A 20,177-nucleotide genomic window follows, 5' to 3' on the forward strand; every position below is an offset into this window, starting at 1 on the left:
GCCGCGACGCCGGGCTGCGAAGCCGGGCTGCGAAGCCGGGGCGCGACGGCGCGGAGGCGGGCACCTGGCGCCGGTCATATGCTCGAGAGCGTTCCGTCATCGTCGTCGCGGCGCCCTCGTGCGCCGCCGAAGGGAGAAGACACATGGCCGCCACCCCCTCGGAGAAGGTGACCTCCAGCCTCCAGGAGGCTCTGGTCGACCTCATCGACCTGTCACTGCAGGCCAAGCAGGCCCACTGGAACGTCTACGGCTCCCACTTCCGTTCCGTCCACCTCCAGCTGGACGAGGTCACCGACGAGGTCCGGCTCGCCTCCGACGACGTCGCCGAGCGCCTCGTGGCGATCGGCGGGGAGCCCGACGGCCGCGCCTCGGCGGTGGCCGACTCCTCGCGGGTGGAGCCGCTGTCGGCCGGGCGCCTGGCCGACGACAAGGTGATCCGGCAGTTCGACGAGCGTCTGCAGGCCGTCGCGGACCGGATCAAGGCCAACCTCGAGGCGATCGAGAGGGAGGACCCGCTCAGCCACGACATGCTGGTCGGCATCGCCACCGGTCTGGAGAAGCAGGCGTGGATGTTCCGCGCCGCAGGCGACCAGGTCTGACCCCTCCCCTCGCCCCCCGGATACGCCGAGAGCGGAGTTGTGTCGTGACACAACTCCGCTCTCGGCGTATCTCTACCCCCCGGGGGTCTAGCGGAAGCGTTGGACGGCTAGGGGGGCGGCCTCCGCGAGGTCGCGGACGGTCGGGTGCTGGTCGGTCCCGCTGAGCAGCTCGCCGAGCGCTCCGGCCGCGACGAACCCGCCGTCGTCGAGGATGTGGACGTGACCGCACGTGCGCTCGACGAGCTCGAGGTCGTGGGACACGAGGACGACGGCGGTGTCGAGGTCCGCCATCACCGGCGCCAGCCGCCGGGTCAGGTTCATCCTCGCCTGCGGGTCCACCGCGGTGAGCGGCTCGTCGAGGACCAGGATCTCGGGCCGGGTGGCCAGGGCCGCGGCGAGCGCGATGCGCTGCTTCTCCCCGCCGGACAGCGTGACGAGCCGCCGGGTCGCGAACTGCGCGGGGAGCGCGACGGCGTCGAGCAGGTCGGTGATCGAGGTGCCGTGGGTGCGGCCGGCCTTGCGGGCCTCGCCCAGCGCGAGCCCCAGCCTCCGCGCCACGGTGACCCGGGGGTCGGTGATCGTGAGCGAGTCCTGTGAGGTGAACCGGACGGCCGCCTTGAACTGCTTGGTGTCGCGGCGCGGGAGACGGTGCACCGGGCGGTCGTTGAAGGTGACGGCTCCCTGGGACGGGCGGATCTGCCCCTGGAGCGCACGGACGAGGGTGGTCTTCCCGGCCCCGGACGGCCCGACGATCCCCACGGGGGCGTCGCCCGTCCGGATCTCCAGGTCCACCCCGCGCAGCACGTGCACCCCGGGGTAACCAGCCCACAGGTCGTCAGCCCGGAGGACCGCGCGTGTCGCCATCTCCAGCTCCCTTCGTCCGCACGCATGCTACGTGCTCGCGCTGGGGCTCAGGACTCGAGCACGACGTCGGCGGGCTCCTTGTCCGGCCGCCAGCCGCGCCACCGGGGGTGGCGCAGTCGACCGGTCGACGTCCACTCGCCGAACTCGACCTCCGCCACCCTGCGCGGGGTCACCCACCGCGCGTCGCGCGCCTCCGCCCGCGGGACGTCGACCGGCGGCGTCTTGCGTTCGTCGCGACCCAGCTCCCGGGCCCACTGCGACGCCTCCCGCTCGGAGAAGCCCGTCCCGACGCGGCCGATGTACCGCAGCTCACCGTCCTCCGGGAGGGCGAGCAGCAGCGACCCGACCTTGCCCTCACGGTTGCCCTGCCCCGGCCGCCACCCGACGACCACCGCCTCCTGCGTCGCGGCGTGCTTGATCTTCAGCCACGAGCGGCTGCGCCGGCCCGGTGTGTACACGGAGTCGCGCCGCTTCGCGACGACGCCCTCGAGCTGCCAGCCCCGGCTCGCCGCGATCGCGGCCTCGAGGTCGCCGTCGAAGGCGGGCGGGACGTCGACCAGCGCGGAGGCCCCGGTGTCGACCACCTCCTCGAGGACCTCGCGCCGTTCGTCGTAGGTGCGGCGGAGCAGGCTGCGTCCCTCGACCTCCAGGGCGTCGAAGAGCATGAGCCGCACCGGGTCCTCCGCGGCGGCGCGCGCGATGACCCGCTGGTCGGTGAGCTGGATGCGCTGCTGGAGCAGACCGAAGTCGGGCCGTCCCGTCGGGGTGAGGGCCACGATCTCGCCGTCGAGGACCGCCGTCGTCGCGTGGACGCACTCGGCGAGGTCACCGAGTTCGGGGTAGCTGGCGGTGACGTCCCGGCCGCTACGGCTCATGAGGCGCACCTGCCCGTCCTCGACGACGACGACGGCGCGCACCCCGTCCCACTTCATCTCGATGGCCCAGTCCGCGGACGGGTCGAGCACGTGCACGTCGCTCAGGGTGGCCATCATCGGCTCGATCGAGGAGGCCGGGGCCGAGCCGGTCTCACCACCACCCGGGCTCCGCTCGCCTCCGCCCCTGCGCGCTCGGGCGCCGCGGCCGCCGCCGTCGTCGTCGTCCCTGCTCGCGCCCATGAGGTGGATGAGCCAGTGGTTGTCCTCGTCGGCGGACCGGCCGCCGGTGTGGATGAGCGCGAAGCGGCTCGTGCGGCCGGGACCGTCGGGGCCGGCGAGCCCGCCGTCCTCCTGCCCGGTGAGGGTGACGATGACCTCCTTGCCCTCGCGCCACTTCTCGAAGGTGTAGGTGCCGTGGTCCCAGATGGTCATCTCCCCGGCGCCGTACTCGCCCTTGGGGATCGTGCCGTGGAAGGTGAGGTACTCCATCGGGTGGTCCTCGGTCTGCACGGCGAGGTGGTTCTTCCTTGGCGACGTCGGCACGCACTTGGGCAGCGCCCAGCTGACCAGGACGCCGTCGTGGGCGAGTCGCAGGTCCCAGTGCAGCCGGCTCGCGTGGTGCTCCTGGATGACGAAGGCGAGGCTGCCGTCGTCGGGGGCGACGGCGGAGGGCACGGGTTCGGGGGTCCTGCTGGCGTCGCGCTTGGCACGGTAGACCTCGAGCCGGTCGCGCCTGGGCTGCCCGCCGGCCTGGTCGGCGGCCTCGGCGAGGTCGGCCATCGGGTCCCCGCGACGCTCGACGCGCTCGAGCACCTCGCGGTGGTCGAGGTGCCGGACGTTCGGGTGGAGGAGCTCGCGCCACGTCCGCGGTGCGGCGACCATGGGGTGCTCGCGGCCGCGCAGCGAGTAGGGCGCGATCGTCGTCTTGTTCTTGTTGTTCTGCGACCAGTCGACGAGCACCTTGCCGCGTCGCAGCTCCTTCTTCATGTTGGAGACGACGAGGTCCGGGTGGTCGGCCTCGAGGCTGCGGGCGAGCTCGCGGGCGACCTCGCTGACCTCCTCCGACGACGCGGTGCCCCGCAGCGGGGCGTAGAGGTGGACTCCCTTGGACCCGCTCGTCACCGGGACCGGCTCCAGACCCATGCCCTGGAGGATGTCCCGGGCGAGCCGTGCGACCTCGACGCACTCGGCCATGCCCGCCCCCTCCCCCGGGTCCAGGTCGAGGACGAGCCTGTCGGGCGGGCGGCGCCGGCCGTCGCTGCCCACCCGCCACTGGGGGACGTGCACCTCCAGGGCCGCGACCTGCGCGAACCAGGCGAGCGTCGCGGCCTCGTTGACGATCGGGTAGGTGTTGACGTGGTCGCTGTGCTCGATGTCGACGCGCTCCACCCAGTCGGGCGCGCCGCTGCCGAGGTTCTTCTGGAAGAAGACCTCACCGGGTGCGTCGGCGGTCCCCACGCCGTTGGGCCAGCGCTTGCGGGTTGCCGGCCGGCCCGCGCAGTGCGGCAGCATGACCGGGGCGATGCGGGCGTAGTAGTCGAGCACGTCGGCCTTGGTGGTCCCGGTGGCCGGGTAGAGCACCTTGTCCAGGTTGGTCAGCCGGAGCCGGTGGCCGTCCACCTGCACCACCACGGGGTCGCCGTCCTTCGCCATGACGCCATGCTGCCCGGCGGCGGCAGGCGTCGCACGCGCCGGGCCGGTCACACGCCGACGGCCCGCGCCCGCTCCGCGCGTTCCCGGACGGCCGCCCGCGCGTCGGCCATGACGAGGTCGGCGTTGATCACCGCCCCGGCCATGACGCCCTGGGCGGCCGACGCGCCCACCATCGCGCTGAGGTCACCGGCGTTGCCCGCGGCCCACACCCCCTCGAGGTCGGTCGCTCCCGTCGGGTCGGTCGTGAGGTGGCGGCCCATCGGGTTCTCGGTCGGCGTGCCGCCGAGCTGCTCGTAGAGCTCGCTCCGGGCCACGAACCGGGGCTGCACGGCGACGGCGTCGACCGGGAAGGTGTGTCCGTCGTCGAGCACGACGGCGTGCAGGCCGTCCCCGTCGTGGACCAGCTCGCGCACCCGCCCGACGACCACGCGGACGCCGAGGGCGGCAAGCTGCTCCCAGCCCTCGTCGTCGGGCTCGGGGGCCTCGTGGAGGAAGAGGGTGACGTCGCTGCTGAGCTGACGCAGCAGGAGCGTCTGGTGCAGCACGTTCGGGCTGGTGCCGAGCACCCCGATGCGCCGGCCGCGCACCTCGTAGCCGTGGCAGTACGGGCAGTGGAGCACGTGGCTGCCCCACAGCTCGCGGACGCCGGGGACGTCGGGCAGCTCGTCGACCAGGCCGGTCGCGAGCAGCAGCCGCCGGCCGGTCACCGTCGCGCCGTCGGCCAGCGTGACCTCGAAGCCGTCGGAGCTGCGGCGGGCCGCGGTGGCTCGGCCGGGACGGATCTGCGCGCCGTAGCCGAGGGCCTCCTCGCGGCCCGCCGCGAGCAGCTCGAGGGGCGCGACGCCCTCACGGCCCAGCAGGTTGTGCGCACCCTCGGCGGGAGCGTTGCGCGGCTCGCCCGCGTCGATGACGACGACGTCGCGCAGTGAGCGGGCGAGGGTCACGGCGGCGCTCAGCCCGGCCGCCCCTCCGCCGACCACGACGACGTCGTGACGGCGCTGGTCGGACGGGTCCGGTGGTGTGGTGGTCCGGGAGGTCATCTCAGTGCTCCTTCGGTGTGGCGTGCGGGTGCGGGATCGGGTCGGAGGTGGTCCGGAGCCGGCCCGGTGGCTCGACACCGGACCGGGGGCGGCGGGCGAGCCAGCCGATGCGGCTGCCGCGGACCCTGAGGCGGCCGCTGGACAGCACCGCGTCCGGGCCGTCGTCGGCCAGGAGGCGGTCGAGGGTGGCCAGGTCCTCGGCCGGCAGCGTTCCCGCGAGCGCGCGCCGCTGGTGGCGCAGCTGCGCCCGGGCGTACTCCTCCGCCCGCGGGTGCCCGGGACCGACCTCGACGGGGAACCGACGCTGCTCGACGACCTCGAGCCCGGCCGCGACGAGCGCGGGCGTCCAGTCGGGGTAGCTGTTCCAGCCCGCCGAGGCGAGGGCCGCGTGGCAGCGCGCCTCCAGACCGTCGCGGCCGACGTCGTCGGGAAGCACGCTGGGCAGGGCGGCCAGCTCGACGACCACCGCGACACCCCCGGGACGCAGCACGTCGTGGACGGCGCGGAGCACGCGGGTCGGGTCGGTGACCTCGTGCAGGGAGCTCGCGGCCCACACGAGGTCGGCCGGGCCGAGGTCGGGCCAGTCCTCGTCGAGGTCTGCGGAAAGCACGGTGAGCCGGTCCGTCAGGCCGTGCGCGCGACTCGTGGCGGCGAGGCGCTCGAGCATCGTGGGCGACCGCTCGAGCGCGACGACGCTCGCGTCGGGGAAGCGGTCGGCCAGTGCCACCGAGCCGGCACCGGTGCCCGCGCCGAGGTCCAGGACGGCCCGGACCTCGCCGAGGTGCTCGGCGGCCCAGGCGGTGACCGCGGGCAGGTACGCGCCGAGGACGTCGGCGTCGAGGTCGAGCAGCTCGGGCAGCGCGGCGGCGTGCGCGTGGTCATGGCCGGCGTGGTCGTGGGCGGCGGGTGCGTCGTGTGGGCCGTGGGCGTCGGGACGGGGCATGCACCAAGGCTAGACGCGCTTTGCTCCCAAGACATAGGATCTTGCGTATGACGCAAGAACTCGACCTGGACGCCGTCATCCGGCAGCGCATCCGCGGGATGCGCCTCGCGCGCGGGTGGTCGCTCGACGCCCTCGCCGCCCGGTGCTACCTCAGCCCCTCGACGCTGAGCCGGATCGAGACCGGACACCGCCGCATCGCGCTCGACCAGCTGGTGCCGATCGCCCGCGCCCTGGACACCACCCTCGACCACCTCGTCGAGGCAGTCGCCGACGACGACGTCGTCATCCGCCCCGAGCCCCGGCACGCGGCGGGCGTCACGACCTGGCTGATGTCACGGGAGAGCACGGTCCGCGGCGTCACCGTCGCCAAGATGCGCTTCTCCCCCGACCACCCCTTCGGACCGGACCGTCAGGGCGTCCACCCCGGACGCGAGTGGTTCACCGTGCTGTCGGGCACCATCCGGCTCTACCTCGGTGACCGGACGATCCTCGTGGAGGCCGGCGACGCCGCCGAGTTCTCCACGATGGTCCCGCACTCGCTCGGGGCGGTGGGCGGACCCGCGGAGATCCTCACGATCTTCGACCAGGACGGCGAGCGCGCGCACCTGCCCGCTCCCGGACGGGGCGGGGTCGTCGACGAGGACGCCGCGAGCGTCGGCGCCGGTTAGACCGGGAACTCCGTGAGCCGCAGCACGGTGAGCGCGCCGGCGACGACGGCAAGGGTCAGGGGGACGGCGAAGGGCTCCCGGCGACGCAGGTGGAGCGCCGTCGCGACGAGCATCATCACGCTGAGCGCACCGGCGGCGACCGGAACGAGGTGGACGGACCGGTCCAGCACGGGAGGCAGCACGAGGCCCAGCGCCCCGGCCGCCTCGAGCACCCCGACGCCCTTGAGCACCGCCGGGTGGAGGTCCTGGACGTAGGTCATCCCGCTCTCGAACAGCGCCCGCCGGGACTTGACCAGCTTGGAGACCCCCGAGCCCAGGAAGACGACCGCCAGCAGGGCCGTGACCACCCACAACCAGATCTCCACGCCCGCTCCCTCCGCACCGTTGCGCCGGCACCACCGTAGGGCTCCGGCGCGGGTCGCGCGGCGGATTCGCCAAAAGGATGCTGCGCCGTCCCGACTGGCGGGAGTACGGTACGGGCACTTCACTGGTCCCCAGCGGTCGGGGCGACACGTCGGTCGAGCCTGCCCGGGAAGGAGTGACATGCGCGCCATCTGGAAGGGTTCGATCACCTTCGGGCTCGTCAACGTGCCGATCTCGGTCTACAGCGCCACCCAGAGCCACGACCTGCGCATGCACCAGGTGCACCACACCGACGGCGGACGGATCCGCTACCAGCGCCGCTGCGAGGTGTGCGGGGAGGTCGTCGAGTGGGACGACATCGCCAAGGCCTACGACGACGGTGAGCGGACGGTCGTGCTCACCGACGAGGAGCTCGCCGAGCTGCCCACCGAGCGTTCCCGCGAGATCGAGATCCTCCAGTTCGTCCCCAGCGAGCAGGTCGACCCGATCATGATGTCCAAGACCTACTACCTCGCCCCGGCGTCGACGTCCGCGAAGTCCTACGCGCTCCTCCGGCGGACCCTGGAGGAGACCGACCGGACGGCGGTCGTCTCGTTCACGCTGCGGCAGCGCACCCAGCTCGGTGCCCTGCGCGTGCGCGACGACGTCATGCTCCTGCAGACGCTCCTGTGGGAGGACGAGGTCCGCCAGCCCGACTTCGCCGGTCTCGACAAGGACGTGCGGATCAGCGCGAAGGAGCTGGAGATGGCCTCCGCGCTCGTGGAGAACTTCTCCGGCGACTTCGACCCGGGCGAGTTCACCGACGAGTACCAGGAGCAGCTGCGCGCCCTCGTCGAGGCCAAGCTCGAGCAGGGCGCAGCGGTCGACACCGAGGAGACCTTCGGCACCGACCGGGAGGAGGGCGAGGAGGCCGAGGTCCTCGACCTCATGGAGGCGCTGCGCCGCTCGGTGTCCGCCGCCAAGGAGAAGAAGGCGAGTGGCGACGGCTCGTCGACGGGCTCGGCCAAGGCCTCGGGCACCAAGGCGGGCAGCGGCCGGTCCTCGAGCGCGCGGAGCACGTCCTCGAGCACCAAGGCGTCGTCGGCCGCGAAGTCCACCTCGAGCTCGAGCGGTGAGAAGCCCGCGTCGTCGTCGTCGAAGAAGTCGACGAGTCGCAAGAAGGCGAGCACGAAGAAGACGGCGTGACGCCAGGCCCGCGGGCGGCGACCGCCCCGGGACGGACCGCCCGGGGAATGGCCACCCGTCGTGGCGGGTTGTCGCTGACATGACTTCATCGATCCATGTCGACGTCTGGTCCGACATCGCCTGCCCCTGGTGCTACATCGGCAAGCGCAAGTTCGAGGCCGGGCTCGCGGCCTTCGCCGGCGCCGACGACGTCACCGTCACCTACCACTCCTTCGAGCTGTCCCCCGACACCCCGGTCGACTTCGAGGGCAGCGAGGTCGACTTCCTCTCCGCGTACAAGGGCCTCCCCGAGGAGCAGGTCGAGCAGATGCTCCGGCAGGTCACGATGATCGCCTCCTCCGTCGGTCTGCACTACGACTTCGACTCCGTGCGGCACACCAAGACCCTCCTCGCCCACCAGGCCCTCCACGCCGCCAAGGAGCAGGGCAGGCAGCTCGAGCTCGTCGAACGGCTCTTCGCCGCGTACTTCGAGGAGGGGCGGCACGTGGGCCGGGTCGACGAGCTCGTCGCGCTCGGGGCGGAGGTCGGTCTGGACGCCGACGCGCTGCGCCACGCGCTCGAGAACGAGACCCACGCCGACGCCGTCGCCGCCGACATCGCCCAGGCCCGCGCCTACGGGATCCAGGGCGTGCCGTTCTTCGTCATCGGCGGCAGGTACGGCGTCTCGGGCGCGCAGGCTCCGGAGGTCTTCACCCAGGCGCTCGAGCAGGTCCGCTCGGAGTCGGTGACGGCCCGGTGAACGAGCTGCCGCTGACACCGCCACCGGCCGGGCTGACGACGCTCGGCTCCGACGACGCCGCGATGTGTGTCGACGGGGTGTGCGCCGTGCCGGACGCCGTCGAGCAGGGCCTGGACGAGACCGCGGCCGAGCTCCCGCGCTGACACCGGCCCGGGCGCTCCCCGTCCGGTCTACGCTGGCGGGACCGCGTCGGCTGTCGGACGGAGCACCATGAGCACCACCGAGGACGACCGCGGGCGATTCACCGGGCTGCGCCGCTACAACGTGCTCGCCGCCGTGGTCCACGCGGTCCAGGCCGTACTCGTGGTGCTGCTGGCCACCGACTTCACCCTGCCGGTCACCGGCAGCTACCTGGCCGGCCCACCCGGGAGCCCGCCCGGTGAGGCGGTGACGCTGTGGGACGTGCCGATCCCGCTGGCCATCGCGGCGTTCCTGGCGCTGTCGGCCCTCTTCCACGTCATCGTCGCGTCCCCGACGTACTTCGGCCGCTACCGCTCGGGCCTGCGGCAGGGGCACAACTACTTCCGCTGGGTCGAGTACTCCCTGTCCAGCTCCCTGATGATCGTCGTCATCGCCCAGCTCGTCGGCATCTCCGATGTCGTGGCACTGCTCGGCCTGTTCGGCGTGAACGCCGCGATGATCCTCTTCGGCTGGCTCCAGGAGCGCTACCACCAACCCGGCGACGGCGGCTGGCTGCCGTTCGCCTTCGGCTGCATCGCCGGGGCCGTCCCCTGGGTCGGGATCGTCGTCTACACCGTGGCCCCCGGGTCGACGACCGGTGCGGAGCCGCCGGGGTTCGTCTACGGGATCATCGTGTCGCTGTTCCTGTTCTTCAACGTCTTCGCGCTGGTGCAGTGGCTCCAGTACCGGCGGGTGGGCAGGTTCCGCGACTACCTCGTGGGAGAGCGGCTCTACATCACGCTCAGTCTCACCGCGAAGTCGGCGCTGGCCTGGCAGATCTTCGCGGGGACGCTCGCGGCCTGACCCGGGCGCACGTCGGGAAGTGCCGCGCGGCAGCCCGCCGCGCCGCCGCCACTTCCGGGCGTCGGTCAGTACCGGCTGACGATGACGAGGTCGTCGCGGTGGACGACCGCGCGCGGGTGCGGGGTGCCCTCCTCGTCGCGCAGCTGGGTAGTGGTCTTGCCCTGGATCTGGCGCACCTCGACGGCGCTGTGGCCGACGATGCCGCGGGCCATGACCCGTCCCGCCGTCGTCGCCAGCTCCACGGGGTCCCCCGGCTCGAAGTCGCCCTCGACGCCGACGATCCCCGCGGCGAGCAGGGAGCGCTTGCCGTGGGTGATCGCGTGGACCGCGCCGTCGTCCAGCACCAGGCGCCCGCTGGTGCGCGCGGCGTGGGCCAGCCAGAGCCGGCGGGTGCTCTTGCGCCGCCCGGTGGCCGCGAACCAGGTGCCCACCCGCTCCCCCGCCAGCGCCTGGGCGGCGTTGTCCGCGGCCGTGAGCACCACGGGCACCCCCGCGCTCGTCGCGATGGACGCGGCCTCGAGCTTGGTGACCATCCCGCCGGTGCCGATGGTGGTGCCGCGGCCGGTGACCTCGACGCCCTCCAGCTCCTCCGGTCCGCGCACCTCATCGATCCGCCGGGTGCCCGGCCGGGACGGCGGCCCGTCGTAGAGTCCGTCGACGTCGGTGAGCAGGACGAGCGCGTCGGCACGGACGAGGTGGGCGACGAGCGCGGCGAGGCGGTCGTTGTCACCGAAGCGGATCTCGTCGGTCGCCACGGTGTCGTTCTCGTTGACGATCGGCACGACGCCGAGCGCGAGGAGGCGGCCCAGCGCGCGCTGGGCGTTGCGGTAGTGCTGCCGGCGGATGAGGTCCTCGGCGGTGAGCAGCACCTGGCCCACCCGGCGCCCGTGCTCGGCGAAGGCCTCGGTGTACCGGGCCACGAGGATGCCCTGCCCCACCGAGGCGGTGGCCTGGGCGGTGGCGAGGTCGGTGGGGCGCATCGGCAGGCCGAGCGGTGCGATCCCGGCTGCGATCGCACCGGAGGACACGAGCACGACCTCCTGCCCGGCCGCCCGCCGGTCGGCGATGACGGTGACGAGCCGGCGCAGCCGGTCGACGTCGAGGCGTCCACCGGGCGCCGTCAGCGAGGACGAGCCGATCTTGACGACGACCCGCCCGGCAGCGGCGACGCCGGCACGGTCATGCAGTGGGGTCACGGTCCTATTGTGCCGTGGGCGGTTCCTCCGCCTCGGGGGTGGCCCAGTGACCGGACTCCCGCTCCGTCCACAGCTCGTCCCGCGCCTGGGTCTTGGCGTCCATCCGCTCCTGGTACTCGCGGCGCTTGTCCGCGCGCGTGGTGCGCGGCGCGTACGCCGCGTCCTCGAGCCGCAGGTCACTGCCGCGCGGGCCGAGCAGCTCGGCGCCGGTGAGCATGGTGGGCTCCCAGTCGAAGATGACGCCGCCCTCGTCCGGGCCGATGACGACCTCGTCGCCCGGCTTGGCACCGGCCTTGAAGAGCTCGTCCTCCACGCCGAGCCGGGCGAGCCGGTCGGCGAGGTAGCCGACGGCCTCGTCGTTGGCGAAGTCCGTCTGACGCACCCAGCGCTCGGGCTTGCTGCCCCGGACCTGGTAGAAGACACCCTCGTGCCGGTTGCGCCGGGTCACGGTGAAGCCGGCGTCGTCCACGGCGCGGGGGCGCAGGACGACGCGGGTCGCCTCCGTCGGCGGCGCCGCGGCGCGGGCCTCGGCCACGAGCCCCGCCAGCGCGAAGGACAGCGGGCGCAGGCCCTCGTGGCTGACGGCGGAGATCACGTGGACGCTCAGGCCCCGCGCCTCGAGCTCGGGGCGGACCATGTCGGCGAGCTCACGGGCCTCGGGCACGTCGACCTTGTTGAGGACGACGACGCGCGGCCGCTCCGCGAGCGGGAGCCGACCGCTCACCGCGAGGTCCTCGGCGTAGGCGGACAGCTCGGCCTCGATGGTGTCGAGGTCGCTGATCGGGTCGCGGCCCGGTTCGAGGGTCGCGCAGTCCAGCACGTGGACGATGACGGCGCAGCGCTCGATGTGCCGCAGGAAGTCCAGTCCCAGCCCCTTGCCCTGGCTCGCCCCGGGGATGAGGCCGGGGACGTCGGCGACCGTGAAGCGCTCGTCGCCCGCCTGGACGACGCCGAGGTTGGGGACCAGCGTGGTGAAGGGGTAGTCGGCGATCTTCGGGCGGGCGGCCGACATGGCGGCGATGAGGCTGGACTTGCCGGCGCTGGGGAAGCCCACGAGCGCGACGTCGGCGACGCTCTTGAGCTCGAGGACGAGGTCCGCGGTCTCCCCCTCCTCGCCGAGCAGCGCGAAGCCGGGCGCCTTACGGCGCGGGGAGGCCAGGGCGGCGTTGCCCAGTCCACCGCGGCCGCCTGCCGCGGCGACATAGCGGGTGCCGGCGCCGACGAGGTCGGCCAGCACGTCGCCGTCGACGCTCTTGACGACGGTGCCGTCGGGGACGGGCAGGACGAGGTCGGCGCCGTTCTTGCCGTACTTCAGGTCCCCGCCGCCCTGCGTGCCGTTGGTGGCGCGGCGGTGCGGGGAGTGGTGGTAGGACAGCAGCGTCGTCGTCTGCGGGTCCACCTCGAGGATGACGTCACCGCCGCTGCCGCCGTTGCCGCCGTCGGGGCCGCCGAGCGGCTTGAACTTCTCCCGGCGGATGGAGGCGACGCCGTTGCCACCGTTCCCGCCGGCCACGTGCAGCACGACACGGTCGACGAAGCTGGCCATCTCTCCTCCTTCTCATCCCCCCTCTCGCCGACAGCGGAGTTGTTCGGTGAACAGCTCCGCTCTCGGCGAGGGGGTACTAGCGGTGAATACAGCAGCGGGGGCGGACGGCCCGTGCCGTCCGCCCCCGCCTGAAGCGTGATGCCGGTGTGTCGCTCAGACCTCGGCCGCGACGACGTTGACCGTCTTGCGGCCGCGGCGGCTGCCGAACTCGACGGCACCGGCAGCGAGCGCGAACAGGGTGTCGTCCTTGCCGCGGCCGACGTTCTCGCCGGGGTGGAACTTGGTGCCGCGCTGGCGGACGATGATCTCGCCGGCGTTGACGACCTGACCGCCGAAGCGCTTGACGCCGAGGCGCTGGGCGTTGGAGTCGCGACCGTTCCGGGTGGAGCTGGCGCCCTTCTTCGTTGCCATCTCAAGCCTGCTTTCGTGTGTAAAGGACGGGGGTGACGAGGCCCAGAGGGCTACTTGATGCCGGTGACCTTGACGCGGGTCAGCTCCTGGCGGTGGCCCTGGCGCTTGCGGTAGCCGGTCTTGTTCTTGAACTTCTGGATCGTGATCTTCTTGCCGCGCTCCGCGCGCACGATCTCGGCGGTGACGGTGACCTTGGCGAGGTCCTCCGCACCGGTGGTCACCTTGTCGCCGTCCACGAGCATGAGCGGGGTGAGGTTGACGGTCTGCCCAACCTCGCCGTCAACCTTGTTCATGACGACGACGTCGCCGACGGACACCTTCTCCTGTCGGCCGCCGGCCTTGACGATCGCGTACACCACGTTGCTGCTCATCTCTGTCGTTACGGGACCTCGCACAGCGGCCGTGAGGCTGCACCGCGCGGGGCGTGTAAGGGACGGCGCGTCTGAGACGCACCGACGTTCTAGGGTACGCGCCACGTCCCCACCGGGCAAATGTCGCCAGCCCGCCGATCCGGCGGATCCGGTGTGCTTTCGCGCACACGACCCACCGCCCCCTCTCTCTCCCGCCGAGAGCGGAGTTGTTGCGCCGAGCCCCTGCGCCGAGAGCGGAGTTGTTGCGCCGAGCCTCCGCGCCGAGAGCGGAGTTGTTGCGCCGAGGAGCGCCGCTCTCGGTGCGCGGGTGGGGCGCCGCCGGCACGAGCGCAACAACTCCGCTCTCGGCGCGTTAGGGGTGGGCGGCGACCGCCGCCGGTGCGTGGCTGGGGCGCCCGCCGTCGGCGCGTGCGCAACAACTCCGCTCTCGGCGCGTGGGGGGGGGTCGGCGCGTGGGTGGGGGGCGTCAGGGGCCGGGGGCGGCGACGGCCTCCTCGACGGGGGTGTCGCCGCCGATGACCTCGAGGACCTGGCGGGCGCTGGCCGGCCGGTCCAGGACCGCGACGATGACGGCGGCGACGTCCTCCCGTGGGACCTGTCCCCTGCCGGTGCTCGCAGCGACCCGTACCCGGCCGGTGCCGGGGTCCTCGGTGAGCCCACCCGGGCGCACGACCGTCCAGTCGAGGTCGCGGGCGATGACGTCGTCGTCGGCGGCCTTCTTCGCGTCCAGGTAGACGCTGAACACGTCCTCACCCCCGCCGCCGCCGCTGTCGGCGCCCATGGCCGAGACCATGACGTACCGGCGCACGCCCGCCTGCTCGGCGGCGTCGGCCAGCAGCACGGCGGCGTCCCGGTCGACCGTCTCCTTCCGGGCGGCGCCGCTGCCCGGCCCGGCACCGGCGGCGAAGACGACGGCGTCGGCCCCCTCGAGCACGGCAGCGAGGTCGGCGACGCTCGCCTGCTCGAGGTCGAGCACCGCGACCTCCGCCCCGTTCGCCTCGAGGTCGGCACGGTGGTCGGGGTTGCGGACGATGCCCACGGGCGTGTCCCCCCGTTCGGCCAGCCGGCGTTCGAGGTGCTGGGCGATCTGTCCGTGCCCTCCGGCGATGACGACTCTCATGGCACTCCTTCCGGTCGGGTCCCCATCCTCGCCGCGGGCGGCGGGAGGGGCCACCGGGCTCAGCCGATCTCGGCGACCGCCGCGCTGATCGCCTCGACGTACTCGGTGAGGCCCCAGTCGAGGGACAGGGCGGTGGGTGGGGACATCGCCGCGACGAGCTGGTCACCGACGATGTGGGCCACGGCGCCGTCGGCGACGGCGGGGATCGCCTGTGCGTAGGACTGGCTGAGGAAGGTGTCCACCTCGTCCTGGGTGCTCGCGTAGTTGACGATGAGCTCGGCGTCGAGCTGGTCGGTCTGCTCGTAGGACAGGGAGTAGACGAAGGTCTCCTCACCGGTGTCCAGCGCCTCGACGGACGGCGCGCTCTCCAGGCCGAGGTCGAGGAGGAAGTCGACGCGTGAGTCGGCCGGCTTGTAGACGTAGAAGGTGCCACCGACGTCCCAGATCGCCGCGACGGTCACGCCCTGGAGCTCGGGGTGCGCACCGGCGGTCTCCTCGAGGGTCGCGTCCAGGTCGGCCACGAGCGACTCGGCCTCGGCGTCCAGCCCGAGGGACGTGCCGACGATGGTGATGACCTCCCGCCACGGCGTCGTCCACGGCTCCTCCGGGTAGACGACGGTGGGCGCGATCTCGCTGAGGAGGTCGTACTGCTCCTGCGTCACGCCCGAGTACGGCGCGAGGATGACGTCGGGCTCGAGGCCGGCGATGTCCTCGTACGCGGGCTCCTCGACGCCGGCGGGCACGATGGTCGGCTGTTCGTCGACGTCGGCGAGCGCCTCGTTGACCCACGGCAGCAGGCCGTTCTCGTCGACGGCGTAGGTCTGCGCCTCGATCCCGACGGGGACGACGCCGAGGGCGAGTGCCGCCTCGGTCGAGCCCCAGCCGAGGGTGACGACGTCGGTGGCGTCGCCGGGGACCTCGGTGGTGCCGAAGGCGTGCTCGACGGCGACGGGCTGGTCGCCGCCGTCGCTGGTGGCAGCGGCGCCGCTGGTGGCGCCGTCGTCGTCGGCGGGCTCCGTGGAGCAGGCCGCGAGGGCGAGGACGGCGGCGGCGGCGAGGACCGCGCGCCGGGTGAGGTGTCGGGACACTGGGGCTCCTTGGTGAGGGTGGGGTGGTCAGGCGTCGGTGGAGTCGTGGTGGCCGTCCACCCGCCCGATGGGGATGACCATGGGCGAGCCGTAGACGGGGTCGGGGACGATCCGGGCACGCAGGCCGAAGGCCTCGGCGACGAGGTCCTCGGTGAGGACGTCGCGGGGGTTGCCGAGGGCGCGGACCGCGCCGTCCTGCATGACGACGAGGTGGTCCGCGTAGCGCGCCGCGAGGTTGAGGTCGTGGAGGACCATGACGACGGTGCGGTCCCGCTCCCGGTTGAGCTGGAGCAGGAGGTCGAGGACCTCGAGCTGGTGGGTGACGTCGAGGAACGTCGTCGGCTCGTCGAGGAGGAGGACGTCGGGGTCCTGGGCGAGCGCCATCGCGATCCACACCCGCTGCCGCTGCCCGCCGGAGAGCTCGTCGACCCGCCGTGCCGCGAGTGCCAGGGTGCCGGTGGCCTCGAGGGCGGAGGCGACGACGTCGTCGTCCTGGGCGTTCCACTGCCGGAACCAGCCCTGGTGAGGGTGGCGTCCCCGCGCGACGAGGTCGGCGACCGTGATCCCCTCCGGCGCGGTGGGGCTCTGCGGGAGGATCCCGATCGTGCGGGCGACGTCGCGGGCGGGCAGGCCGTGGATCGGCTCGCCGTCGAGCAGGACGCTGCCGCCCACCGGGCGCAGGAGGCGGGCCAGCCCACGCAGCAGGGTGGACTTGCCGCAGCCGTTGGCTCCGACGATGACGGTGATCGAGCCGGGTGGCACGGTGAGGTCCAGCCCGCTGACGACCTCACGGCCGTCGTACGCGAGGGAGAGGCCGGCGGCGCGCAGCTGGTGACCGGTCATGCGGAGCGCCCCTGGCGGTCGGCGGTGGCGAGCAGCCACAGCAGGTAGGTGGCACCGACGGCGCCGGTGACGATTCCCACGGGGACCTCCAGGGACGGGACGACGTGCTGCGCGACGAGCTCGGCGGCCAGCACGACGACGGCGCCCACGAGGGCGGCCGGGACGAGGGCGAGCCCGCCCGTGGGCAGCAGCCGCCGGGCGATCGGGGCGGAGACGAAGGCGACGAAGGCGACGGGACCGGCGAAGGCGGTGGCAGCGGCGGCCAGGGCGACGGCGATCGCCAGCGCGGACAGTCGCGCCGGCTCCACCCGGACGCCGAGCCCACCGGCGGCCTCGTCCCCGAGCTCGAGCGCACGGATGCTGCGGGCGACGACGGCGACGAGCGGCAGCAGGACGACGACGGCGAGCGCGAGCACCCCGACCTCCCGCCAGCGCGGGGTTCCCAGGCTGCCGACCATCCACACGAGCGCCGACCGCACGTCGGTCACCTGGCTGCGGGTGAGGAGGTAGCCGATGACTCCGTTGACCGCGAAGGCCATGCCGACCCCGATGAGGACGAAGCGGTAGCCGGTCACTCCGTCGCGCCAGGCGAGGACGTAGATGAGGGCGGCGACGGCAGCGGCGCCCAGCACGGCGGCGACGCCGACGGCAGCACCGGAGAGCCCGAGCACGGTGATCGCGAAGACCGCGGCGGCGCTCGCGCCCCCGCTGACGCCGAGGATGTCCGGGCTGGCCAGCGGGTTGCCGAGGACGGTCTGGAAGATGCCCCCGGAGACACCGAGGGCGACCCCGACGAGGGCCGCGAGGACGACCCGCGGCAGGCGGAGACGCCCGATGGTGAAGGCGCCCTCCCCGCTGCCCCCGCCGAACACCCCGGCGGCGTAGTCGAGGAGCGCACCGGTGTGCCCGCCCCACGTGAGGCTCACCCATGCCAGGGCGAGCACGACGGCCAGGAGGACGAGGGTGACCGTGGCCGTGCGCCGTCGTCGGGCACGCCGGACCGCCTGGAGCACCTCGTGGGCGTCCCGGGTCGGTGCCGCGCCCGGTGCGGGCGCCGTCGTCGTCACAGGCCCGCCAGCCGGGAACGGCGCACGATCGCGATCATCGCCGGCGCGCCGACGAAGGCGACGACCAGCCCGGCCTCGAGCTCACCGGGCCGCGCGACGAGCCGCCCGAGGACGTCGGCGGCGAGCAGCAGCGTCGGGCCGACGACGACGGCGGCGGCGAGGATCCAGCGGTAGTCAGGACCGGTGAAGGCGCGGATGACGTGCGGCACGACGAGCCCGACGAAGACGATCGGCCCGGCCAGTGCGGTGGCCCCGCCCGCGAGGAGCACGGCGGCGACGATGGCGAGGAGACGGGCCCGGCCGACGGCGAGGCCGAGGCCGCGGGCGACGTCGTCACCCATCGCCAGCAGGTTGAGGGCCCTCCCGGACAGGAGTGCGAGAAGGGCCCCGACGACGAGGAAGGGCACCAGGGCGAGGAGGACGTCCCCACCGGCCCCGCTCCCCCGGCCCGCGAGGGAGCCGACGGACCAGAAGCGGTAGGCGTTGGTCGCCGTCGTGCTGCCGAGGAGCAGGAGGGTGAGGACGGAGGTGATGCCGGCGGTGAGCGCGGTCCCGACGAGCGCGAGCCGGACGGGGGTGCTGCCCTGCCGACCGCTCGCCCCGATCCCGTAGACCACGACCGTGGCGGCGGCCGCCCCGGCGAAGGCGAACCAGACGTACGCGGACGGGCTGGTGATGCCGAGGACCGTGATCGCCAGCACGACGAGGAGCGAGGCTCCCGCGTTGATGCCGAGGATCCCCGGGTCGGCGAGCGGGTTGCGCGTGACGCCCTGCATGAGGGTGCCGGCGAGGCCGAGGGCGGCGCCGACGAGGAGGCCGACGGCGGTGCGCGGCAGACGCTGGTCGAGGACGACGCTGTGGTCGTTGTCGCCCGCCACGCGGGCGGTGAGCGCCTCGAGGACCGTGGCGAGCGGGATGTCCCGGGCACCCAGCGCCAGGCTGGCGGCGACGGCGACCAGCAGGAGCGCGACGGCGCCGCCGAGCGCGAGGAGCCGGCGGCTCGTCGGCTGGGTGCGTCGGGGGGCCTCGGTGAGGGTCGCGGTCATCGACGGGTGCTGCAGGCGCTCACTGCGCCTCACTCCGGCCCTGCCGCCAGTAGCCCATGAAGGCCACCCGACGACGGCACACGCCGGCCTCGCTCACGAGCGTGCGGCGCAGCGTCTTGATGACCCCGGCCTCGCCGGCGAACCAGGCGTAGAACTCCGAGCCGCAGCGCTCGCCGCGGCCGCAGGAGTCGATGGGCTGGATCTGCAGGACGGGCGAGTCCCACAGCAGCTGGGTGTCGACGTCGACGTCCTCGAGGGCCTGCCGGACGACGGCGCGCGCGTCGTCGACGACGGCGGCGTGGGAGCCGACCCATCTGCGGACCGCGGGGACGAGCTCGTGCCCGTGGGGGTGCCCGTTGCGGATGAGCCAGGTGAGGTGCGCGTCCGGGGGCAGGGTGACGTCCAGGACGTCCCCCGGTCCGGGGACCTCGACGAAGGCCTGGGCGCGCCGGCCGGGGGGCAGGCTCTCGAGGATGGAGCAGATCGCGGGGACGGCGGTCTCGTCCCCGGCGAGGAGCAGCTCGGTGGCGTTTCCCGGTGCCCAGTCGGCGCCGACGGCGTGGTCGCGGGAGCGGGCGTCGGGCCCGACGAGGACGAGGCGGTCACCCGCGGCGGCGCGCAGCAGCCAGCGCGAGGCGGGGCCGGCGTCGCCGTGGAGGACCATGTCGATGTCGACCTCGGCGGCCTCGGGCCGGACCGCGCGCACGGTGTAGGTGCGGAAGGGGCTGCGGCGGTCCTCGGGGGCCTGGCGCCAGCGCTCGTACCACGTACCCGCGAGGATGGTCTCGGGGTCGTCCTGCCCGACGTCGGTGAGGTGGCCGTCCTCGAGCGGCAGGAGCAGCTTGACGCGCTGGTCGTGGCCGTGGGTCCCGAACCAGCGCAGGTCCGGGCCGGTGAGGGTGACGCGGCGGAAGCTCGGGCCGAGGGTGGTGACCCTGTCGACCTCGACCGCGAACGGCCGGTAGGCGGGGCGTCCGTCGAGGGGGACGTCCTGCCGGGCCTCGGCGGTGCTCCGTGGTGAGGTAAGCATTACCTAAGTTAATCACCTCCCCCCGCCTCGACGCCAGATGCGGGGCGATGTCGGTCCCTGCTGGCACGCTGGGGCCATGGACGACGACGCTCGGGTCCCGCTGTCGGGGGCGCACCTGCTCGCGTCCTTCTTCGCCTCCGCGCCGGTCGCGACCCACCCCGCCACCCGGGCACGCCTGCCCAGGGTCCGGGCGCACCTGCTCACCTACCTCGACACCGAGGGCGAGCAGTGGCTGACCCCCGACGAGCTCGTCCTCGTCGGTGCCGAGCGCCAGCTCGAGCCGGTCGACGCCGTCGTCCGGGTGACGGGTGCGGAGGTCGTTGTGGCCGCGCTCCCCGGCTTCTGCCACCCGGCGTGGCTGCTCCCCGCCTCCCGTGACGCCCGGACCCAGCTGCAGGTCGTGGCGGCGCTGCGTCAGTGGGTCACCGACCACGGCTACCTCACCGGGCCGGGAGCCCGCTACCTCCTCGAGCGGGTCGACGAGGCAGTGCGCCGTGCCCAGGCGACGCTCAACGGCTCACCGACGGCGTAGGAGGGCAGACGGGC

The 20,177-nt window shown here is 73.5% G+C and carries 22 protein-coding genes; 7 read left to right on the forward strand and 15 right to left on the reverse strand.

Features of this window, described 5'->3' with window-relative positions; all coding sequences use genetic code 11:
* Window positions 1-143: 143 nt before the first annotated feature.
* The gene (locus tag VR894_RS10070; protein WP_324651250.1) at window positions 144-599 is read left to right on the forward strand and encodes a DNA starvation/stationary phase protection protein; all 456 of its coding nucleotides are present in this window, start codon (window positions 144-146) and stop codon (window positions 597-599) included.
* Between the two features lie 87 nt (window positions 600-686).
* On the opposite strand, the gene VR894_RS10075 is transcribed toward VR894_RS10070, so the two are convergent.
* The 4 genes from VR894_RS10075 to VR894_RS10090 are packed head-to-tail and all read right to left on the reverse strand — an operon-like array spanning window position 687 to window position 5,974.
* Window positions 687-1,463: an ABC transporter ATP-binding protein gene (locus VR894_RS10075; RefSeq protein WP_324651251.1), complete on the reverse strand. Its 777-nt coding sequence runs from the start codon at window positions 1,461-1,463 to the stop codon at window positions 687-689.
* A 47-nt stretch (window positions 1,464-1,510) separates the two neighbouring features.
* Window positions 1,511-3,991 (reverse strand): ATP-dependent DNA ligase, encoded by a 2,481-nt coding sequence (locus VR894_RS10080; RefSeq protein WP_324651252.1) that lies wholly within the window; start codon window positions 3,989-3,991, stop codon window positions 1,511-1,513.
* A gap of 47 nt (window positions 3,992-4,038) precedes the next feature.
* Complete coding sequence (locus VR894_RS10085; RefSeq protein ID WP_324651253.1) at window positions 4,039-5,031, reverse strand: NAD(P)/FAD-dependent oxidoreductase; 993 nt, start codon at window positions 5,029-5,031, stop codon at window positions 4,039-4,041.
* Window position 5,032: 1 nt separating this feature from the next.
* Window positions 5,033-5,974: a class I SAM-dependent methyltransferase gene (locus VR894_RS10090; protein ID WP_324651254.1), complete on the reverse strand. Its 942-nt coding sequence runs from the start codon at window positions 5,972-5,974 to the stop codon at window positions 5,033-5,035.
* Window positions 5,975-6,021: 47 nt separating this feature from the next.
* Here VR894_RS10090 and VR894_RS10095 point away from each other — a divergent pair, with 47 nt between their 5' ends.
* On the forward strand, window positions 6,022-6,642 hold the full coding sequence (locus tag VR894_RS10095; protein ID WP_324651255.1) for an XRE family transcriptional regulator: 621 nt from the start codon (window positions 6,022-6,024) through the stop codon (window positions 6,640-6,642).
* Here the strand turns inward: VR894_RS10095 and VR894_RS10100 are convergent.
* Window positions 6,639-7,007: a DoxX family protein gene (locus VR894_RS10100; protein WP_324651256.1), complete on the reverse strand. Its 369-nt coding sequence runs from the start codon at window positions 7,005-7,007 to the stop codon at window positions 6,639-6,641. The genes VR894_RS10095 and VR894_RS10100 overlap by 4 nt on opposite strands.
* Before the next feature lie 178 nt (window positions 7,008-7,185).
* Here VR894_RS10100 and VR894_RS10105 point away from each other — a divergent pair, with 178 nt between their 5' ends.
* From VR894_RS10105 to heR, 4 genes are all read left to right on the forward strand, one after another.
* Window positions 7,186-8,190, forward strand: a complete 1,005-nt coding sequence (locus tag VR894_RS10105) for a Ku protein (protein ID WP_324651257.1) — start codon at window positions 7,186-7,188, stop codon at window positions 8,188-8,190.
* Between the two features lie 79 nt (window positions 8,191-8,269).
* Complete coding sequence (locus VR894_RS10110; RefSeq protein ID WP_324651258.1) at window positions 8,270-8,929, forward strand: DsbA family oxidoreductase; 660 nt, start codon at window positions 8,270-8,272, stop codon at window positions 8,927-8,929.
* The gene (locus VR894_RS10115; RefSeq protein ID WP_324651259.1) at window positions 8,926-9,072 is read left to right on the forward strand and encodes a hypothetical protein; all 147 of its coding nucleotides are present in this window, start codon (window positions 8,926-8,928) and stop codon (window positions 9,070-9,072) included. Before VR894_RS10110 ends, VR894_RS10115 begins: the two co-directional genes overlap by 4 nt.
* Before the next feature lie 67 nt (window positions 9,073-9,139).
* Window positions 9,140-9,913, forward strand: a complete 774-nt coding sequence (gene heR, locus VR894_RS10120; protein ID WP_324651260.1) for a heliorhodopsin HeR — start codon at window positions 9,140-9,142, stop codon at window positions 9,911-9,913.
* Between the two features lie 65 nt (window positions 9,914-9,978).
* Here the strand turns inward: heR and proB are convergent, their stop codons facing one another.
* From proB to VR894_RS10170, 10 genes are all read right to left on the reverse strand, one after another.
* Window positions 9,979-11,100 (reverse strand): glutamate 5-kinase, encoded by a 1,122-nt coding sequence (proB, locus tag VR894_RS10125; protein WP_324651409.1) that lies wholly within the window; start codon window positions 11,098-11,100, stop codon window positions 9,979-9,981.
* A gap of 13 nt (window positions 11,101-11,113) precedes the next feature.
* Entirely contained in the window at window positions 11,114-12,655 is a 1,542-nt protein-coding gene (gene obgE / locus VR894_RS10130) for a GTPase ObgE (protein ID WP_324651261.1), read from the reverse strand.
* A 153-nt stretch (window positions 12,656-12,808) separates the two neighbouring features.
* Window positions 12,809-13,066: a 50S ribosomal protein L27 gene (gene rpmA / locus VR894_RS10135; protein WP_324651262.1), complete on the reverse strand. Its 258-nt coding sequence runs from the start codon at window positions 13,064-13,066 to the stop codon at window positions 12,809-12,811.
* Window positions 13,067-13,116: 50 nt separating this feature from the next.
* On the reverse strand, window positions 13,117-13,425 hold the full coding sequence (gene rplU, locus VR894_RS10140; protein ID WP_324651410.1) for a 50S ribosomal protein L21: 309 nt from the start codon (window positions 13,423-13,425) through the stop codon (window positions 13,117-13,119).
* 478 nt (window positions 13,426-13,903) lie between these two features.
* A complete protein-coding gene (locus VR894_RS10145; protein WP_324651263.1) occupies window positions 13,904-14,557 on the reverse strand; it encodes an SDR family oxidoreductase in 654 nt (217 codons plus the stop codon).
* Window positions 14,558-14,616: 59 nt separating this feature from the next.
* Window positions 14,617-15,645, reverse strand: coding sequence for an iron-siderophore ABC transporter substrate-binding protein (locus VR894_RS10150; RefSeq protein ID WP_324651264.1), 1,029 nt, complete (start codon window positions 15,643-15,645; stop codon window positions 14,617-14,619).
* 27 nt (window positions 15,646-15,672) lie between these two features.
* Window positions 15,673-16,488: an ABC transporter ATP-binding protein gene (locus VR894_RS10155; RefSeq protein WP_324651265.1), complete on the reverse strand. Its 816-nt coding sequence runs from the start codon at window positions 16,486-16,488 to the stop codon at window positions 15,673-15,675.
* Window positions 16,485-17,555 (reverse strand): FecCD family ABC transporter permease, encoded by a 1,071-nt coding sequence (locus tag VR894_RS10160; RefSeq protein ID WP_324651266.1) that lies wholly within the window; start codon window positions 17,553-17,555, stop codon window positions 16,485-16,487. Before VR894_RS10160 ends, VR894_RS10155 begins: the two co-directional genes overlap by 4 nt.
* Window positions 17,552-18,601: an iron ABC transporter permease gene (locus tag VR894_RS10165; protein ID WP_324651267.1), complete on the reverse strand. Its 1,050-nt coding sequence runs from the start codon at window positions 18,599-18,601 to the stop codon at window positions 17,552-17,554. The genes VR894_RS10160 and VR894_RS10165 overlap by 4 nt, the downstream gene beginning before the upstream one ends.
* Before the next feature lie 19 nt (window positions 18,602-18,620).
* Window positions 18,621-19,631 (reverse strand): siderophore-interacting protein, encoded by a 1,011-nt coding sequence (locus VR894_RS10170; RefSeq protein ID WP_324651268.1) that lies wholly within the window; start codon window positions 19,629-19,631, stop codon window positions 18,621-18,623.
* A 76-nt stretch (window positions 19,632-19,707) separates the two neighbouring features.
* Between VR894_RS10170 and VR894_RS10175 the strand changes: the two genes are divergently transcribed.
* Window positions 19,708-20,163, forward strand: a complete 456-nt coding sequence (locus VR894_RS10175; protein WP_324651269.1) for a hypothetical protein — start codon at window positions 19,708-19,710, stop codon at window positions 20,161-20,163.
* The last annotated feature ends 14 nt before the right edge of the window (window positions 20,164-20,177 follow it).

It is taken from the genome of Georgenia sp. H159, from assembly GCF_035607575.1.
Lineage (GTDB): Bacteria > Actinomycetota > Actinomycetes > Actinomycetales > Actinomycetaceae > Oceanitalea.